The following is a 14,412-nucleotide window of genomic DNA, read 5'->3' on the forward strand; positions in this document are numbered from 1 at the left end:
GCATTAACCACGTTCATGGTCCTCATAACCGTAGATTGAATTTTCGTGTGGAGGGCAGAAACATGGCCGTGACCGCGCGCACTCCCTGGTCGCAGATCCTCAATCAGTTCGCTGAAGGGCTGGACGCGATCCCCGATCAACGGAGCGCCGAAATCCTCGTTCTCAAGTCGAGCCTGGATGCTCCCGCGCCCCAGCGCGACGAGACCCTCGATCGGGAGATCCCCGAACTGTCCCTGGAGGCGCTGAAGGCCTCGGCCGCCGCCGAGAGGCCGGTCGAGAAGTCCGCGCCCCAGCCGGGCGTCGCGGCCTTCGCCGCTGCCGCTTCGGCCGCCCCTGCGACCGCCGCCGCCGAACTGGCCGAGGGCGAGGATCTGGCCGATTGGACCACGACCCTCGACATCATCAACGGCATGGCCGGGTACGCCGACGAGCAGCGCACCCGCGTCAAGGAGCAGGCCAAGTCCTACAAGGACACCCTCCAGGACCTCCAGAAGGAGCTGCGGGACGTCCACCAGCGCCTGCGTCTGTTCGAGAAGCAGGCCCACGAGACGCAGCTCCAGGCCGACGCCAAGGTGCAGCGGATCCAGGCCGAGGCGGATGCCCAGGTGCAGGAGATCCGTCTGGCCGCCGAGGCGCAGATCCGGTCGATCCGTACCGAGGCCGACGGCCGGGTGAAGATCGCCGACGAGAAGACCCGCGCCGCGACCCTGCGGGCCGTCACCGCCGAGAAGTGGCTGCAGCGGATCGACAACGCGGCCAAGAACCTCCTCACCGGCAGCCATACCGGTCTCTGAGGCGGGTCGGCCGCGATCCGCTTCGGATCCCCGCCGCCCCATCCTCCACGGCAAGTTCGGTCCCGGGCCCCGCGCCTGGGGCACCACCGCACCAGGGACAACCGGAACAGGTCACCGATGGGCGATCCGAGCCTCGAGCAGAACCAGACCGTTGCCAGCCTGCTGGACAAGGGCAAGAAGTTCGCCAATGCCGAACAGGTGAAGAAGATCCTGCTGCTCAACGCGGGCAAGGGCGCCCCCGATCGGGCGGCGCCGGATCACTTCGCGGGCGCGGAGAAGATGGCGAGCCTCCTCGACCGGGTTCGCGGCGCCGCGAGCTACATCCGCGACGTCGAGGACCGGGCGCAGGAGCAGGAGTTCCGCACCCAGGAACTCCTCGATCAGGTGCGCGCCGACATGCTGGCCGCCCGGGCCCAGGTCCAGGCCGCCGAGCAGCGGACGCGCGAGATCCAGATCCAGGCCAACACCCTGATCAAGGCTGCCGAGGACCGGGCGCAGGCCGCCGAGGACCGCGCCGCCGCCGCCGAGAGCTGGCTGCAGCGCATTGCCGAGGCGATCGAGTCCGAGTTCGCCCCCGGATCGGACGAGGCCGTGGCGATCCGGTCCAGCATCGGTCGCGCCGCCGTGGCGTGAGGGCCCGGAGGGGCGACGCAGAGGGTGACGACGGGACGAGGGCAGCCGTTTGAGGGCGCCAAGGGGGCGGCCATGAGTGGGATAGACGACGTCTTCTGGAACACCCTCGACGCCCGCATCGCCGCGACCGTCGTCCCGGCGCGGCATGGGGCAGCCAAGGATCGGGCGATCAAGGACCAGATGACGGAGCCTCGGGCGCACGCCCCGGCACAGGCGCAGCCCCTCCGGTCGCCGTCGAGAGAGGACGCCGTCCCGGACCGGCATCAGGTCGCCGACTGGACCGGTCTCGTCGATACGATCTCGGCGGCGGGCGCCGCCGCGCAGGTTCAGACCGTCGCCTACGAGACCATGGCGAGCGATCTCCGCCGGGCTTTGGCGGACGTGGAGACCTACAAGGCCCTGATCGCCCAGGCCCAGGCCCGGGCCATGACGACGACCCGGGAGATCCAGGCCGTCGCGCAGGCGCGGGTCGAAGCCATCCAGGCCCAGGCCGAGGCGCGCATCGAAGCCATCCAGGCCCAGGCCGACGCGCGGGTTCAAAGCGCCGAAGAGCGGGCCGCGCGCGCCGACCAGCGGGCGGAGGCGGTCGAGGAATGGCTGGCGCAGGTCGATCAGGCGAGCCGGGCTCTCCTGCCCGGCACAGCCCGGGCGACGGGGCGTTTCGGCGGCTCGGCGGCGGCGTAAGGAATCCCCCGGCGTGCGCGCGTGTCCCCTCCTCCGCCGCGCCGTCCTCGTGAGCCTCCTCGCGGCGAGCGGTGGCTGCGTCCGCCAGGAGCCGCCGCGCCTCGCCGCCGCGACGCTCGTCCCCGAACCCGAGACGACCGCCGCGACGGTCCCGGCGCCCGACGCCCCCGCCGTCCGAGGGCATTGGCGCCTGCGCTACACGCGGCTCTGACCCGTTTCTTCAGCGCGGCAGGCGCCCCTCGATCGGGTAGGCGGGGTCGTTGTAGCCCGGCGTGGAGGGATGCCCCACGGCGACGTGCCGGTCGACCAGATCCTCGTCCTCGGCGGTGAAGGCGTAGTCCAGGGCGCCGAGATACTCCTCCCACTGCGCCAGGGTGCGTGGCCCGGCGATCACGCCGGTGATGAGGCGGTTGTTGAGCACCCAGGCCGTGGCGAACTGCCCGGCGGTGATGCCCCGAGCCTCGGCGTGATCCTTGAACAGCCGGGCGATGCGAAGGGATTCCGGCCGCCACTCCGTCTGCATCATGCGCTTGTCGGCCCGGCCGGCGCGGGTGTCCTCCGGCGGCGGCGAATCCGGATCGTACTTGCCGGTGAGCACGCCGCGCGCCAGCGGCGAGTAGGGCACGACGCCCAGGCCGAAATGGGCGCAGGCCGGCAGGTGCTCGGTCTCCGGCATCCGGTTGAAGGCGTTGTAATAGGGCTGGCTGACCACCGGCCGATCGATCCCGGCCTCGTCGCACAGGCGGCAGATCTCGGCGATGCGCCAGGACCGGTGGTTCGAGACGCCGAAGTGGCGGATCTTGCCCGCGCGGACGAGGTCGGCGAGCGCCCGGACGGTCTCGTCGAGCGGCGTGCCGTGATCCTCCTTGTGGAGGTAGTAGATGTCGATGAAGTCGGTGCCCATGCGCCGCAGGCTGTCCTCGGCGGCCTTCATGATGTGGACGCGGGAGAGGCCCCCGTCGTTCGGCCCCTTGCCGGTCGGGTTGGCGACCTTGGTGGCGAGCACCCAGGCGTGCCGTTCCGGCCCGATCAGCCGTCCGGTGATCTCCTCCGAGCGCCCGTCCGTGTAAACGTTGGCCGTGTCGATGAAGTTCACGCCGGCCTGCCGGGCATGGGCGACGATCCGGCCCGCATCGGCCTCGTCCGTCGGCCCGCCGAACATCATCGTGCCGAGGCAGATGGGCGAGACCTGGAGGCCGGAACGGCCGAGATGGCGGTAGTGCATGGGTTCATCCGTGTGACTGGCATACGGTATCTCGGCAGCCCGGCAGCCGCGTCAACCGCATCGGCGCGTAACCCGGGGCGTGGCGCGGCGAACTGCCCTGTCAGGGGACCGAATCGTCCCCTGCCCCGTTGCCTCCCGATTCCTTCGATCCGATTCCCATGATGCGTAGCGACGTCGCGGCGGCCTCCCGCCCTCTCTCCTTTGCTTGGCCCTGGCTCGACCGGGCCGGCCGTCTCTCCTGGCTGAAGCTCGCGGTCTTCCTGGCCTGCATCGCCCCCGCCTGTGAACTCGCCGCCGCCTACAGGCTCGACGCCCTCGGCGCGAAGCCGATCACCGCGCTGATCCACGGCACGGGCGAGTGGACGATCCGCTTTCTGCTGGCGAGCCTCGCGGTGACGCCGCTCCGGCGGATCGCCGACTGGCCGCGCCTGATCCTCGTCCGCCGGATGCTGGGCGTGACGGCGATGGCCTACGCCCTGGCCCATCTCGCCCTCTACGTGGTCGATCAGAACTACGACCTCGCCAAGGTCGCCTCCGAGATCGCCGTACGGATCTACCTGACGATCGGGTTCGTCGCCCTGGTCGGCCTGATCGCGCTGGGTGCGACCTCGACGGATGCCGCCATCCGCAGGATGGGACCGAACTGGCACCGGTTGCACCGCCTCGCCTACACGATCGCGGTGCTCGGCCTCGCGCACTACTTTCTCCAGGCCAAGATCGACGTGTCGAGCCCGGTCTTCTGGACCGGCCTGTTCCTGCTGCTCATGGGCTGGCGGATCCTGAAGCGGGTGACTGCCCCGGAGAAGCCCTGGATGCTGCTGCTCCTCGCCCTCGGCGTGGCCGGGCTGACGGCGCTTCTGGAGGCTGCATGGTACGGGCTCGCCAGCGGCGTCCCGGCCGGTCTCGTGCTCGCGGCGAACCTCGACTTCTCGGGCCAGATCCGGCCCGCATGGTGGGTGCTGGCGGTCGGCCTCCTCCTGCCCCTCACGGCGCTGGCACGGCCCTCCCGGGCAGGCGCGGCAACCGGACGGCGGGCGCCCGTCCGCCCCGCCGCCCGCACTCCCGGGCCCTCCTTCTCCACGAAGGCGTGAGCGGAACAATTTGGACGGGTGCTTGTCGGCGGCAGCGCGATGCCGCAGAACCCGCCCGCCCCTTCCGGATTCCGGCGGGGCGGGCGGGAGAACGGCGGATGGTGCGCGGCGTGTCTGTTAGAGGGAGGGGCGTCTTCTCGCTGGCCCTGCCGCTGGTCGTCCTGGCGACGGCGGCCGTGGCGGCCCCCCAGGCCAAGCCGGCCCCGGCGCCCGCCGCGAAGGCGGCCCCCGCTCCGGCCCAGGCCGCCGCGCCGGCCAAGGTGTGCACGCCCCCCGTCGCGCCGCCCTCCGCCGAGCGCCCCGTGAGGCCGCCCCTGCCGGAGAAGCCCGCCTGCATCGACGCCAAGGACGGGTGTCCGGGTCTCGAAGCCTATCGCTACAATGACGCGGTGAAGGCCTACAATCTGCAAGCGCAGGCGTTCCGGCCGGTGGCCGAAGCCTATTTCCAGAAGCTCAGCGATTACGTGAAGGCGGCTTCGGCCTACGCGCAATGCGAGGCCGAGGCGCTCCAGAAATAGGCGCCCGTCAGATCCGCGCGGGCGCCTTCTTGAGGGCGGCGGCGAAGGCCTTGAGCTGGCGGTTGAGGTCGGCCAACTCGTTTAGCGCGATGGTCTTGTGGCCGTCGCGCACGGCGCGTTCGATATCCTCAACCTGCGAGGCGACGAGGCGGCGGAGCGCGGCGGCGACTTGTTCACGGGTCATCGATCGAGCGTCTTCGCTGGCGGCGGGGGGCGGCTTCGAAGGGCCGCCGGGCATGACCCCGGTGATAGGCCGGTAGGCTTAACCGTTCGTATCGCGCGGGGGCCGCGCGTCCCGTGATCCCCTGATCCCGTCCTACTCGCCGCCGCCGGGCGAGGGCCGCCGCCGCATCTCGTCGCGGCGCATCGGCATGGCGTCGATCGTCGCGAAGAGTTTCTGAGGCGGAATCGGCGCCTCCGCAACGAGCTTCGCCCCGCCGTCCTTGCCGATGAGCACCGCACGGAAGGCCCCCGCCGGCAGGCCGAGCCCGGCGCGCACGGCCCGGGCCTCCGGCGTGCCTCCCACGGCCTCCACCACCACGAGGTCGCGCTCCGCGAGGCCGCCGCGCACGGGACCGAGCGCCGCCCTCTGCGCCTTCAGCCCGGCATCGTCCGCATCCGGCGCCGAGACCACGAGGACGCGGTGGCGCCCCCGCGAGGTGTCCAGGGGGTTGCCGCCTGCCATCGCCGTCCCCGCCGCGACACAGGCGAGACCCAGGAGGATGCCCCATCCACCGTGCCCTGCGCGCATCGCATGCCTCGCCAGTGTGAGAGAGAGCATAACGGGCGGCAACGCCCTCCGTTGCGGTTTGCCGCGGCGGACGTCGCACCCCAGATCGTCGCGATGAGTTCCACCGAGCCCGAGAGGCACCACGCCATGGCCGTCAACCGCCGCATCGTCCTGGCCGCCCGCCCGCATGGCGAGCCCAAGCCCGGCGACCTCCGCCTGGAGGAGGTGCCCGTCCCGCAGCCCGGCCCCGGCGAGGTGCTGCTGCGGACGAAATGGCTCTCCCTCGATCCGTACATGCGCGGGCGCATGAGCGACGCGAAGTCCTACGCCGCCTCCGTCGAGATCGGCGCGCCCATCACCGCCGAGACCGTGGGCGAGGTGGTCGCCTCCAACAACCCGGACTTCAAGGTCGGCGAGTTGCTCACCGCCTTCGCGGGCTGGCAGGACTACTTCGTGACCGACGGCAAGGGCTCGCGCCGGGTCGATCCGCAGGCGGCCCCGCCCTCCACGGCGCTCGGCATCCTCGGGATGCCGGGGATGACCGCCTATACCGGCCTCCTCAACATCGGGAAGCCGAAGGCGGGTGAGACCGTCGTCGTCGCGGCGGCCTCCGGGCCGGTGGGCTCCCTCGTGGGGCAGATCGCCAAGCTGAAGGGCGCGCGGGCGGTGGGCATCGCGGGCGGGCCCGACAAGTGCCGCTACCTGACGGAAGAACTGGGCTTTGACGCCGCCGTGGACCACCGGGCGCCGGATTTCGCCGAGGCGCTCGCCCGCGCCTGCCCGCAGGGCATCGACGTGTATTTCGAGAATGTCGGCGGGGCGGTGTTCGAGGCGGTGCTGCCGCTCCTCAACGATTTCGCGCGCATCCCGGTCTGCGGCCTCGTCTCCGCCTACAACCTCACCGAGGTGCCCCCCGGCCCGGACCAGCGCCCGGCCCTGATGCGGATGGTTTTGACCAAGCGCCTGCACATCCAGGGCTTCATCGTCTGGGATTTCGCCGCGCAGGCGGAGGAGTTCCGCCGGGAGGTCGGCGGCTGGCTCAAGGAAGGCCGGGTCCGCTACCGGGAGGATGTCGTGGATGGGCTGGAGAAGGCGCCGGAGGCGTTCATCGGCATGCTGAAGGGCCGCAACTTCGGCAAGCTCGTGGTCCGCGTCGCCCCCTGAGGCTGATGGGTCGCGGGAGCGCCCGTGGCGCGCGCAGCGGCCCGCCCCTATTTCAGGAACCGACCCGCGCCCCGCATGGGATGCTCCCTTGGCTCCGTCTCCCCTCGCCCTCCTCGCTTCCGGTCTGCTGCTCGCCCTCGTCGGGGCGGGCACGGGGGCGATCGTCATCCAGCAGGGCTCGTCCTTCAGCCATCCCCGCAGGGTCGGCGGGCCGTTCACCCTCGCCGACCTCGACGGCAAGCCGGTCACGCAGGACGACCTGAAGGGCAAGCCCACGGCCCTGTTCTTCGGCTTCACCCGCTGCCCCGAGGTCTGCCCGACGACGCTCTCCACCCTCTCCGGCGTCCTGGAGAAGATGGGCAAGGACGCGGATCGCCTGAACGTCGTGTTCGTGACCCTCGACCCGGCCCGCGACACGCCGGACGCCCTGCGCGACTACCTCACCGCCTTCGATCCCCGCATCCGCGCCCTGCGCGGCACCGAGGCCGAGACCGCGCGGATGGCTGACCTCTTCCACGTCCACGTCAAGAAGGTGGCGGGCAAGGACGGCGACTACAGCCTCGACCACACCGCGGCGATCGAACTTTTCGACCGGACCGGGAGGGTGGTGGGCGAGATCGGCTACACGGAGAGCGAACGGACGGCGCTCGCCAAGCTCATCACCCTGGCCTTCCCCGGCCAGTGCCACCCCGGCGGCGGGGTGAGCCTCTGGGACGGCGCGGCGGACGGGACGTGCAAGGCGTCGTGAGCCTTGCACCGTCATGGCGGGCCTTAGCGAAGCAATCCCGGCCGATCGGGCCGCCTCCGGATCTTACCGGGACTCTCCTTCCTCCTCCTCAGCCTGAGCGTCTGGCCGGAAGAGTCGTCGTCCCCTCCGTCTTTGCGAGCGCAGCGAAGCAATCCAGGGATGCGCTACGGTCGGAAACGGCCCGCTGCCCTGGATTGCTTCGCTGCGCTCGCAAAGACGAGGAGGGCTGCATGGGCCGCTAGGACCGTTCCGGCCAAGCACTGAGGTACGGCGCCACCCGCCTCCATCGAGGACCGCCGAAGCAGGCACCTCAGGATGAGGACAGACCGATCTTCAGGCTACGCCCCCAGACGGTGGCGCTGCCCTGGATTGCTCCGCTCGCCATGAGAGTGCGAGCCGTCAGAACGCCAGCCGCATCCCCCCCACGAACGTTCGCGGCGCGCCGGCGTAGATCGAGCCCGTGGTGGTGAAGAGCGAGGCGGTGCCGTTCTGGCGGCCGGTGGTGGCGCTGATGGAGTTGGCGAGGTTCTGCGCCGAGGCGATGTAGGTCGTGTCGAAGAGGTTGCGCACCTCGACATACAGGTTGAGCCGCTTGGCGTAGCCGCCCGTCAGCGCCGTGTCGTAGTGGACGTTGGCGTTGACCACCGCGTAGCCCGGCGCCTTCAGCAGGTTGGCGTTGTCGATGAAGAAATCGTCCTGCACCACCGTCTCGACGAAGGCGCCGAGGCCGGCGAGGGGGCCGGTCGGCACGTCGTAGCCGACGCGGGCGAGGAGTTGGTTCGCGGGCACGCCGGGAATGCGGTTCCCCGCCCGGTCGAACCGCCGTGTCAGGGCTCCGGCGCTCAGCTGCTCGACGTAGTCCGTGTAGATCTGGTCGTTGTAGCCGTAGGCGGCGGTGGCGAGCCATCCCGGCGCGAAGGCCCAGTTCACGCCGAGTTCGATGCCGCGATGCTCCGAGGCCGGGGCATTGAAGAAGTAGGTGGCGAGCCCAGCGCCGGGCGACTGCGAGACCAGCTCGTTGCGGAAGAACTCGTAGAACCCGGTGAGGCTCACCGACACGCCGGGCAGCGGCGTCCAGTCCAGTCCGAGGTCGAAGCCCAGATTCTCCTGCGTTTTCAACTGCGTGTTGTTGCCCGGCAGGCCCGCCGGGGTGACGAACAGGTTCGAGGCGGCCGGCGTCGTGTAACCCGTCGCCACGCGGCCGCGGAATTGCCACTGGTCGTCCGGCCGGTAGACCAGGGCCAGTTCCGGCGCGGTGTTCAGGAAGGAGCGGTCGGCGTCGGCCACCGTTCGGGCGATGCCGGCGGCGGAGTAGGTGTAGGCGATGTTGCGCCCGGTGATGCGGGTCGATTCCGCACTGATGCCAGCGACCGCCGTCCAGCGGTCCGACAGGGCGAGTTCCAGGCGGGCCCGGCCGCCGAGGTTGTCCTGCACCGCGGTCTGGTCGCCGATCAGCGCGCCGAGGCGGGGGCCGCCGTAGGGCGCGCGGGTGTTGGTGGCGATGCGGTTGTCGATGGTGTTGTAGGCGAGCGCCACGTAGCCCACCGCCGGCAGGCCGAACAGGTCGCCACGGCGGGTCAGGTCGGTGAGGAAGTTCCAGGACGGGTACGAGCCCGTGGACGAGGTCGCGTAGAACGGCTGGTCGAAGTTGCGCTCGTCGAAGCCGAGTTGCGTCCGCCACGTCGTGTAGGCGTCGAGATCGTGCTCGTAGCGCAGCGCCACGACCGTGCGCCGGTCGTTGCGCTGGAAGGAGGCTTCGCTCGCCGTGACGGGGACGGTCCGCCCGAAGGCGCCGTTGACGAAGAAGTTGGTGAGCGTGCAGCCTGGTGCCGCCGTGGCCGCCGCCGCACAGCCGAGCTGGTACGGGTTGATCCGGTACTGCGCCAGGGACGAGCGCGCCGCGAGGTTGGCGTGCAGGTCGTTGTTGATCACCTTGAGGGTGAAGCGGTTGTCCGGCGTCGGCGTATAGCTGGCGAGCAGGTTGATGGTCTGCGTGTCGTAGGAGGAATGGTCCTGGTAGCCGTTGCCGCGCACGTCGCTGGCGAACAGGCTGATCTCGACCGGACCGCTGACGCCGCCCACGGTGAAGTAGTTCGACAGGTAGCCGAAGGAGCCGGCATCGGTGCCGATCTCGTAGCCGTCGATCTCCCGCCCGGTGCGGGTGCGGAAGGCGATGGCGCCGCCGGTCGCGTAGTTGCCGAACAGGGCCGATTGCGGCCCCCGGAAGACGTCGATGCGGCTGTAGGCCCGGGGGTCGGTCAGGTCGAAGCGCGAGGCGCCGTCCGGCTGGGTCAGGATGAACCCGTCCTCCAGCACGACCATGTTCTTGATGACCCCGGTCGAGCGGGCGTTGTTGCCGCGGATCGAGACGATGACGTCGCGGGCGCCGTTGCCCTGGCGCACGGTCACGCCGGGGCTGTTCACGAGGACCGAGCCGATGCTCGTCGCCGGACGGTTGGCGATGGTGTTCCGGCGGTCGATCTCGGTCACGACCTGCCCCACCGGCCGGTCGATGACCAGGGAGGAGCCGTTCGGCGGCGCGGCCACGCCGAAGCCGCGGGACGGGGGCGGCGCGCCGACCCGGCCAGCCCCACCCTCGCCGGTGACGGAGAGTTCCTCCAGGGTCACGGCCTCCTGCGCCGTGGCCGACAGGGGCGAGGCGACGAACAGGGCGAGGACGGCCGTTGGGATCGCGGCCCGTCTGACGCTCACGCCGTCATTGCGAACGGAGTGATGCAATCCCGGGCAGCGGGACGAAGGGATTCCTTGGCGCTTTCCTGGATTGCTTTGCCGCGCTCGCCATGACGGAGAGCGCAAAGGGGTCGTCTCGATCTCGCGGGATGCCATGGATTCGGCTCACGGGTTGTCGGCAGGCGCGACGCGGAGGCGTGTCCGGTCTCAAGCGCGTGCAACAGGGAAGAGAAGGGTGGCGGCCCGGCGCGGTCGCCGGGCCGAAATCGCTCAGGCGGCGCGGCGCATCACGGCCCGCCCGAGGGCGAGGTCGAGGGCGAGCATCGCCAGGATCGCGAGGCCGGTGAGGGGGAACAGGATCCCGAGGCCGAGGACGAGGGCGGTCACGCCCGCCACGATCCGCCGGTCGCGCGGCCAGGGCGGCACGCCGATCCCGCCGCGCGGGCGGCGCTTCCACCACATCGTCCCCGCCGTGACGGAAAGGAGGATGGTGCCGAGGCAGAAGGCCAGCATCGCGATCTGGTTCGCCCGGCCGAGATACTGCCCGAGGTGGATGCCGATGCCGTACTGCACCAGCCGACCCACCGGCCCGAGGGCCTGGAAGGGCACGTCCACCAGGGCCTTGCCGGTGTACTGGTCGAGGGAGACCACCCGCTGCCGGGCGACGTCCTTCGGGTAGACCGCCGCCGCGTAGACGCCCTGCGGCCCGACCGGCAGCGACAGCTCGTAGCCCGGCGCCACCCCCATCCGGTCGAGGACCGCCGCCGCCTCGTCGATGCCGAGGGGGTTGCCCCCCTGCGACGGCGAGCGCGGGACCGGCGCGTCCTGCATCGTCCAGCCGGTGGACTCGAGGACCTGCGCCATCGGCACGGCGGAGACGGGCTTGTTCGCCCAGAGCGCGGTGGGCTGGCCGAGTCCGGCGACGTTCGACCAGTGGCGGAGCTGGTCGCCCCACACGATCGACCAGGGCAGCCCGGTGAGCGCCAGGAAGAGCAGCCCGCCCCCGGCCACGAACCCGGTGACGGCGTGGAGATCACGCCACCACACCCGCTTGGCCGGCGTGCCCCGCACGCTCACCACCCCGCCCTCCTGCCCGCGCGGCCACCACAGGTAGGCGCCGGTGATCACGAGGATGATCGCGAAGCCGGCCACGACCTCGATCGCGCCGTTCGCCACGGGCCCGAAATAGGCGAGGCTGTGCAGGCGCTTGACCACGGTGAAGAACTCGGAGTCCCGGTCCAGCACGTCGAGCACCGTGCCGTCGGCGGGATCGAGATAGACCAGCATCCGCCGCGGACCCTCGGCGAGGCTCACCACCGCCGAGCCGGTCGGATCGGCGGGGCCGGTATAGGACACGGGCGTGCCGCCGGGCACCGCCTGCATCGCCTCGAAGATCAGCCGGTCCGGCCCGAGGGGCTTGGCCACGGGCGCCACCACCGTGCGGTGGGCGAAGACGGTGGCGTTGATCTCGGGTCTGAACAGGTACAGCGCCCCCGTCGCCGAGAGGGTCACGAGGAAGGGCAGGCACAGCAGTCCGGCATAGAAATGCCAGCGCCAGACCGCGCGGTACACGGCCTCGCGCGAGACGCGCGCGGTCCGTGCGACGCCGGAGGCGTGGCCGGAGAGCGACAGAGACATGAGAAGGTCCGCAGGCTGAACGATCGGGTGAAGAGGCGATCGGTCAGGCGGCGGGCGGACCTCGGGGTGTCGCGGCGCGGTTGGGCGGACCGCGGACGGGGGGCCGCTCGGCCACCCGCCAGACCTGGGCCGTGGCCCGGCGCCAGGGCGCCGCGATCCTGACGAATTCGGGAACCGGCCCGAGCAGGGGCTGCGCCGCATGGGCGGCGAGGCAGCAATGGTGCTGCGGGCAGGCGGTCCGGTCCTCGCCCGCCGGCGTGTCGTGCGTGGCGCAGATCACCTCCCCGGCACTGGGAAGGAGCGGCAACGGCTGGAGCGAGACGAGGAAGGCCTGCAACCACAGGCCGTATAGCGCGGCCACGGCGAGGACCGCGCGGTATCGAACCGATCGGTCTGAAGGCCGGCGCATGGCGCCATCCTTGGAGGCCGGGCGCGCCGCCGTCAACGGCGAACCGGTGACCGGCCAGGGCCGCGTCCACCGGAACCGCTCATGGAGGGGCGGCACAGGCTCACGCCTCCAGATGGCCGCCGCGCACGAGGCGCCGCAGCAGGCCGCCCTGGGGCCCGGCCAGCATCGAGGCCAGGTAGAACGCGCCCGCCGTCAGCACGATCGCCGGGCCGGAGGGCAGATCGAACCGGTAGGACAGGCCGAGGCCGCACACGCTCGACAGGCAGGCGATCAGCACCGCCGCCGCCATGGTGCCGCCGAGGTCTCGCGCCCAGAACCGCGCGGCCACGGCCGGCAGCAGCATCAGCCCCACGGCGAGTAGGGTGCCGAGCGCCTGGAACCCGCCGACGAGGTTCACCACCACGAGGCCGAGGAAGGCCAGATGCACCGGCCCGCCCGCGCGGCTGACGCTGCGCAGGAAGACCGGATCGACGCATTCCATCACCAGCGGGCGATACATCACCGCCAGGGTGAGCAGGGTCAGCGTGCTGATTCCGCCGAGGAGGTAGAGGGTCGGGTCGTCGAGGGCGAGGACCGAGCCGAACAGGAAGTGCATGAGATCGACCTGCGAGCCCCGCAGGGAGACGAGCAGCACCCCGCCCGCCAGGGAGATCAGATAGAAGGCCGCGAGGCTCGCATCCTCCCGCAGGACCGTGCTGCGGGTCACCGCCCCGGCGAGCAGCGCCACGACAAGACCCGCCACGAGGCCGCCCACGGTCATGGCGGGCAGCGACAGGCCGGCCACCAGGAAGCCCGCCGCCGCGCCCGGCAGGATGGCATGGGCCATCGCGTCGCTCATCAGGCTCATCCGCCTGAGCATCAGGAACACGCCCACCGGCGGCGCCGAGACGGAGAGGGCGAGGCAGCCCGCGAGCGCCCGGCGCATGAAGCCGAACTCGATGAAGGGCGTGAAAGGGTCGATCACGCGGCAGTCTCGTGCGGGTGGTCGTGACCTTGCGGATGGTCGTGGCGGTGCCCGTCGCCGTGGGCGTGGCGGTGCGGACGGACCTCGGGAGGCACGGGAGCCGCCGAGGGAGCGGCATGGCGGCTCCCGTCGCAGGGGCGGGCCTCCTCGTCCCAGGCTTCCGACAGCCTGCGGGCGCGGGCGAGGTTGTCCGCGCTCAGCACTTCGGCCGTCGGTCCCCAGGCCACGGGCTCCCGGGCGAGCAGGAGCGTCGCGGGGAAGTGGCTGCGGATCTGCCCGAAATCGTGGAGCGCCGCGACCACGGTCCGCCCCTCCCCGTGCCAGCGGCGCACGAGGCCGAGGAGATCCTCGGTGGTCCGGGCGTCGATGGCGGTGAAGGGTTCGTCGAGGAGGATGGTCCGGCAATCCTGGAGGATCAGGCGGGCGAAGAGGGCGCGGCGCAACTGCCCGCCCGAGAGCGTCCCGATGGGCCGCGCCTCGAATCCGGAAAGGCCGACGGTGGCCAGCGCCTCGCGTACACCGGCCTCGGCCCGGCGCAGGGAGCGCCAGGGACCGAGGCGGCGCCACAGACCCATAGCCGCGAGGTCCATGACGGTCAGGGGGAAGCTGCGGTCGATCGTGTCGGCCTGCGGCAGGTAGGCGATAGCGCCCCCGGCCTCGATCCGGCCGTCGAGGACCGGGATCTCCCCGATCAACCCCTTCAGCAGGGTGGACTTGCCGGCGCCGTTCGGCCCGGCGAGGGCGAGGAGGTCCCCCGGCCGGATCGTCCCGTCGAGATGATGCACCGCCGGGTGCCGGTCGTAGCCCAGAGTCAGCCCGTGCAGGCGGATTGGGAGGGGTTCGCCCGCGCTCATGCGGCCAGCGCCCAGGCGATGGCCAGCCACACGCCGACCGAGAGGATCGCCGCCGCGAGCAGGCGCGCGGCGAGGCCGCTGCGGAACGGCGAAGGGCGGGACGGCAGGGGCGGCGCAGGCGGCACGGGGGCAATCTTCGAGGGGGCGGAAGCGGACGGTCTCGGCCGCGGAAGCGGCACGGCGTCGCCGACCCCTGTGCGGTCCCGTCCGGGAGTGATACACTGTAACAGTGCCGACGCACAACCGGCCGATCGGGAGCCGCTTTTTGG

At 71.4% G+C, this 14,412-nt stretch carries 17 protein-coding genes; 8 read left to right on the forward strand and 9 right to left on the reverse strand.

The genetic code is table 11. From position 1 onward, the window contains the following. Nucleotides 1–62 precede the first annotated feature (62 nt). The 4 genes from MFF06_RS01140 to MFF06_RS01155 all read left to right on the forward strand — a co-directional run bounded on the left by MFF06_RS01140 (nucleotide 63) and on the right by MFF06_RS01155 (nucleotide 2,322). Nucleotides 63–794, forward strand: a complete 732-nt coding sequence (locus MFF06_RS01140) for an SPFH domain-containing protein (RefSeq protein ID WP_238201156.1) — start codon at nucleotides 63–65, stop codon at nucleotides 792–794. 117 nt (nucleotides 795–911) lie between these two features. Beyond that, nucleotides 912–1,427, forward strand: coding sequence for a hypothetical protein (locus MFF06_RS01145; RefSeq protein WP_238201158.1), 516 nt, complete (start codon nucleotides 912–914; stop codon nucleotides 1,425–1,427). Nucleotides 1,428–1,499: 72 nt separating this feature from the next. Further along, complete coding sequence (locus tag MFF06_RS22610) at nucleotides 1,500–2,111, forward strand: SPFH domain-containing protein (protein ID WP_283207228.1); 612 nt, start codon at nucleotides 1,500–1,502, stop codon at nucleotides 2,109–2,111. Between the two features lie 13 nt (nucleotides 2,112–2,124). Next, a complete protein-coding gene (locus MFF06_RS01155) occupies nucleotides 2,125–2,322 on the forward strand; it encodes a hypothetical protein (protein ID WP_238201159.1) in 198 nt (65 codons plus the stop codon). 9 nt (nucleotides 2,323–2,331) lie between these two features. Here the strand turns inward: MFF06_RS01155 and MFF06_RS01160 are convergent, their stop codons facing one another. After that, nucleotides 2,332–3,336: an aldo/keto reductase gene (locus MFF06_RS01160; protein ID WP_238201160.1), complete on the reverse strand. Its 1,005-nt coding sequence runs from the start codon at nucleotides 3,334–3,336 to the stop codon at nucleotides 2,332–2,334. 158 nt (nucleotides 3,337–3,494) lie between these two features. On the opposite strand from MFF06_RS01160, the gene msrQ reads away from it, so the two are divergent. Then, nucleotides 3,495–4,427 carry a protein-methionine-sulfoxide reductase heme-binding subunit MsrQ gene (gene msrQ / locus MFF06_RS01165; RefSeq protein ID WP_370876541.1) on the forward strand — a complete coding sequence of 311 codons (933 nt, stop codon included), beginning with the start codon at nucleotides 3,495–3,497 and terminating at the stop codon, nucleotides 4,425–4,427. 176 nt (nucleotides 4,428–4,603) lie between these two features. Beyond that, complete coding sequence (locus MFF06_RS01170; RefSeq protein ID WP_370876554.1) at nucleotides 4,604–4,945, forward strand: hypothetical protein; 342 nt, start codon at nucleotides 4,604–4,606, stop codon at nucleotides 4,943–4,945. Nucleotides 4,946–4,952: 7 nt separating this feature from the next. On the opposite strand, the gene MFF06_RS01175 is transcribed toward MFF06_RS01170, so the two are convergent. Next, nucleotides 4,953–5,129, reverse strand: a complete 177-nt coding sequence (locus MFF06_RS01175) for a hypothetical protein (RefSeq protein WP_238201162.1) — start codon at nucleotides 5,127–5,129, stop codon at nucleotides 4,953–4,955. Between the two features lie 132 nt (nucleotides 5,130–5,261). Then, nucleotides 5,262–5,630, reverse strand: a complete 369-nt coding sequence (locus MFF06_RS01180) for a DUF4174 domain-containing protein (protein WP_238201285.1) — start codon at nucleotides 5,628–5,630, stop codon at nucleotides 5,262–5,264. Nucleotides 5,631–5,789: 159 nt separating this feature from the next. On the opposite strand from MFF06_RS01180, the gene curA reads away from it, so the two are divergent. Then, nucleotides 5,790–6,839 (forward strand): NADPH-dependent curcumin/dihydrocurcumin reductase, encoded by a 1,050-nt coding sequence (gene curA / locus MFF06_RS01185; protein ID WP_283207229.1) that lies wholly within the window; start codon nucleotides 5,790–5,792, stop codon nucleotides 6,837–6,839. Nucleotides 6,840–6,927: 88 nt separating this feature from the next. Then, a complete protein-coding gene (locus tag MFF06_RS01190; protein WP_238201163.1) occupies nucleotides 6,928–7,587 on the forward strand; it encodes an SCO family protein in 660 nt (219 codons plus the stop codon). A 399-nt stretch (nucleotides 7,588–7,986) separates the two neighbouring features. Here the strand turns inward: MFF06_RS01190 and MFF06_RS01195 are convergent, their stop codons facing one another. The 6 genes from MFF06_RS01195 to MFF06_RS22615 form a co-directional block, all read right to left on the reverse strand. After that, complete coding sequence (locus MFF06_RS01195; RefSeq protein WP_370876539.1) at nucleotides 7,987–10,299, reverse strand: TonB-dependent receptor family protein; 2,313 nt, start codon at nucleotides 10,297–10,299, stop codon at nucleotides 7,987–7,989. A 249-nt stretch (nucleotides 10,300–10,548) separates the two neighbouring features. Then, nucleotides 10,549–11,916 (reverse strand): PepSY-associated TM helix domain-containing protein, encoded by a 1,368-nt coding sequence (locus MFF06_RS01200; RefSeq protein ID WP_238201164.1) that lies wholly within the window; start codon nucleotides 11,914–11,916, stop codon nucleotides 10,549–10,551. A gap of 43 nt (nucleotides 11,917–11,959) precedes the next feature. Further along, nucleotides 11,960–12,277 (reverse strand): hypothetical protein, encoded by a 318-nt coding sequence (locus MFF06_RS01205; protein ID WP_238201165.1) that lies wholly within the window; start codon nucleotides 12,275–12,277, stop codon nucleotides 11,960–11,962. Between the two features lie 148 nt (nucleotides 12,278–12,425). Further along, nucleotides 12,426–13,250, reverse strand: coding sequence for a metal ABC transporter permease (locus MFF06_RS01210; RefSeq protein WP_370876553.1), 825 nt, complete (start codon nucleotides 13,248–13,250; stop codon nucleotides 12,426–12,428). Nucleotides 13,251–13,285: 35 nt separating this feature from the next. Further along, nucleotides 13,286–14,143, reverse strand: a complete 858-nt coding sequence (locus tag MFF06_RS01215; RefSeq protein WP_238201167.1) for a metal ABC transporter ATP-binding protein — start codon at nucleotides 14,141–14,143, stop codon at nucleotides 13,286–13,288. Beyond that, complete coding sequence (locus MFF06_RS22615) at nucleotides 14,140–14,268, reverse strand: hypothetical protein (RefSeq protein ID WP_283207230.1); 129 nt, start codon at nucleotides 14,266–14,268, stop codon at nucleotides 14,140–14,142. Before MFF06_RS22615 ends, MFF06_RS01215 begins: the two co-directional genes overlap by 4 nt. Nucleotides 14,269–14,412: the final 144 nt, after the last annotated feature.

Origin of the sequence: Methylobacterium aerolatum (assembly GCF_022179085.1) — a bacterium.
In the GTDB taxonomy this organism is placed as follows: Bacteria; Pseudomonadota; Alphaproteobacteria; order Rhizobiales; family Beijerinckiaceae; genus Methylobacterium; species Methylobacterium aerolatum.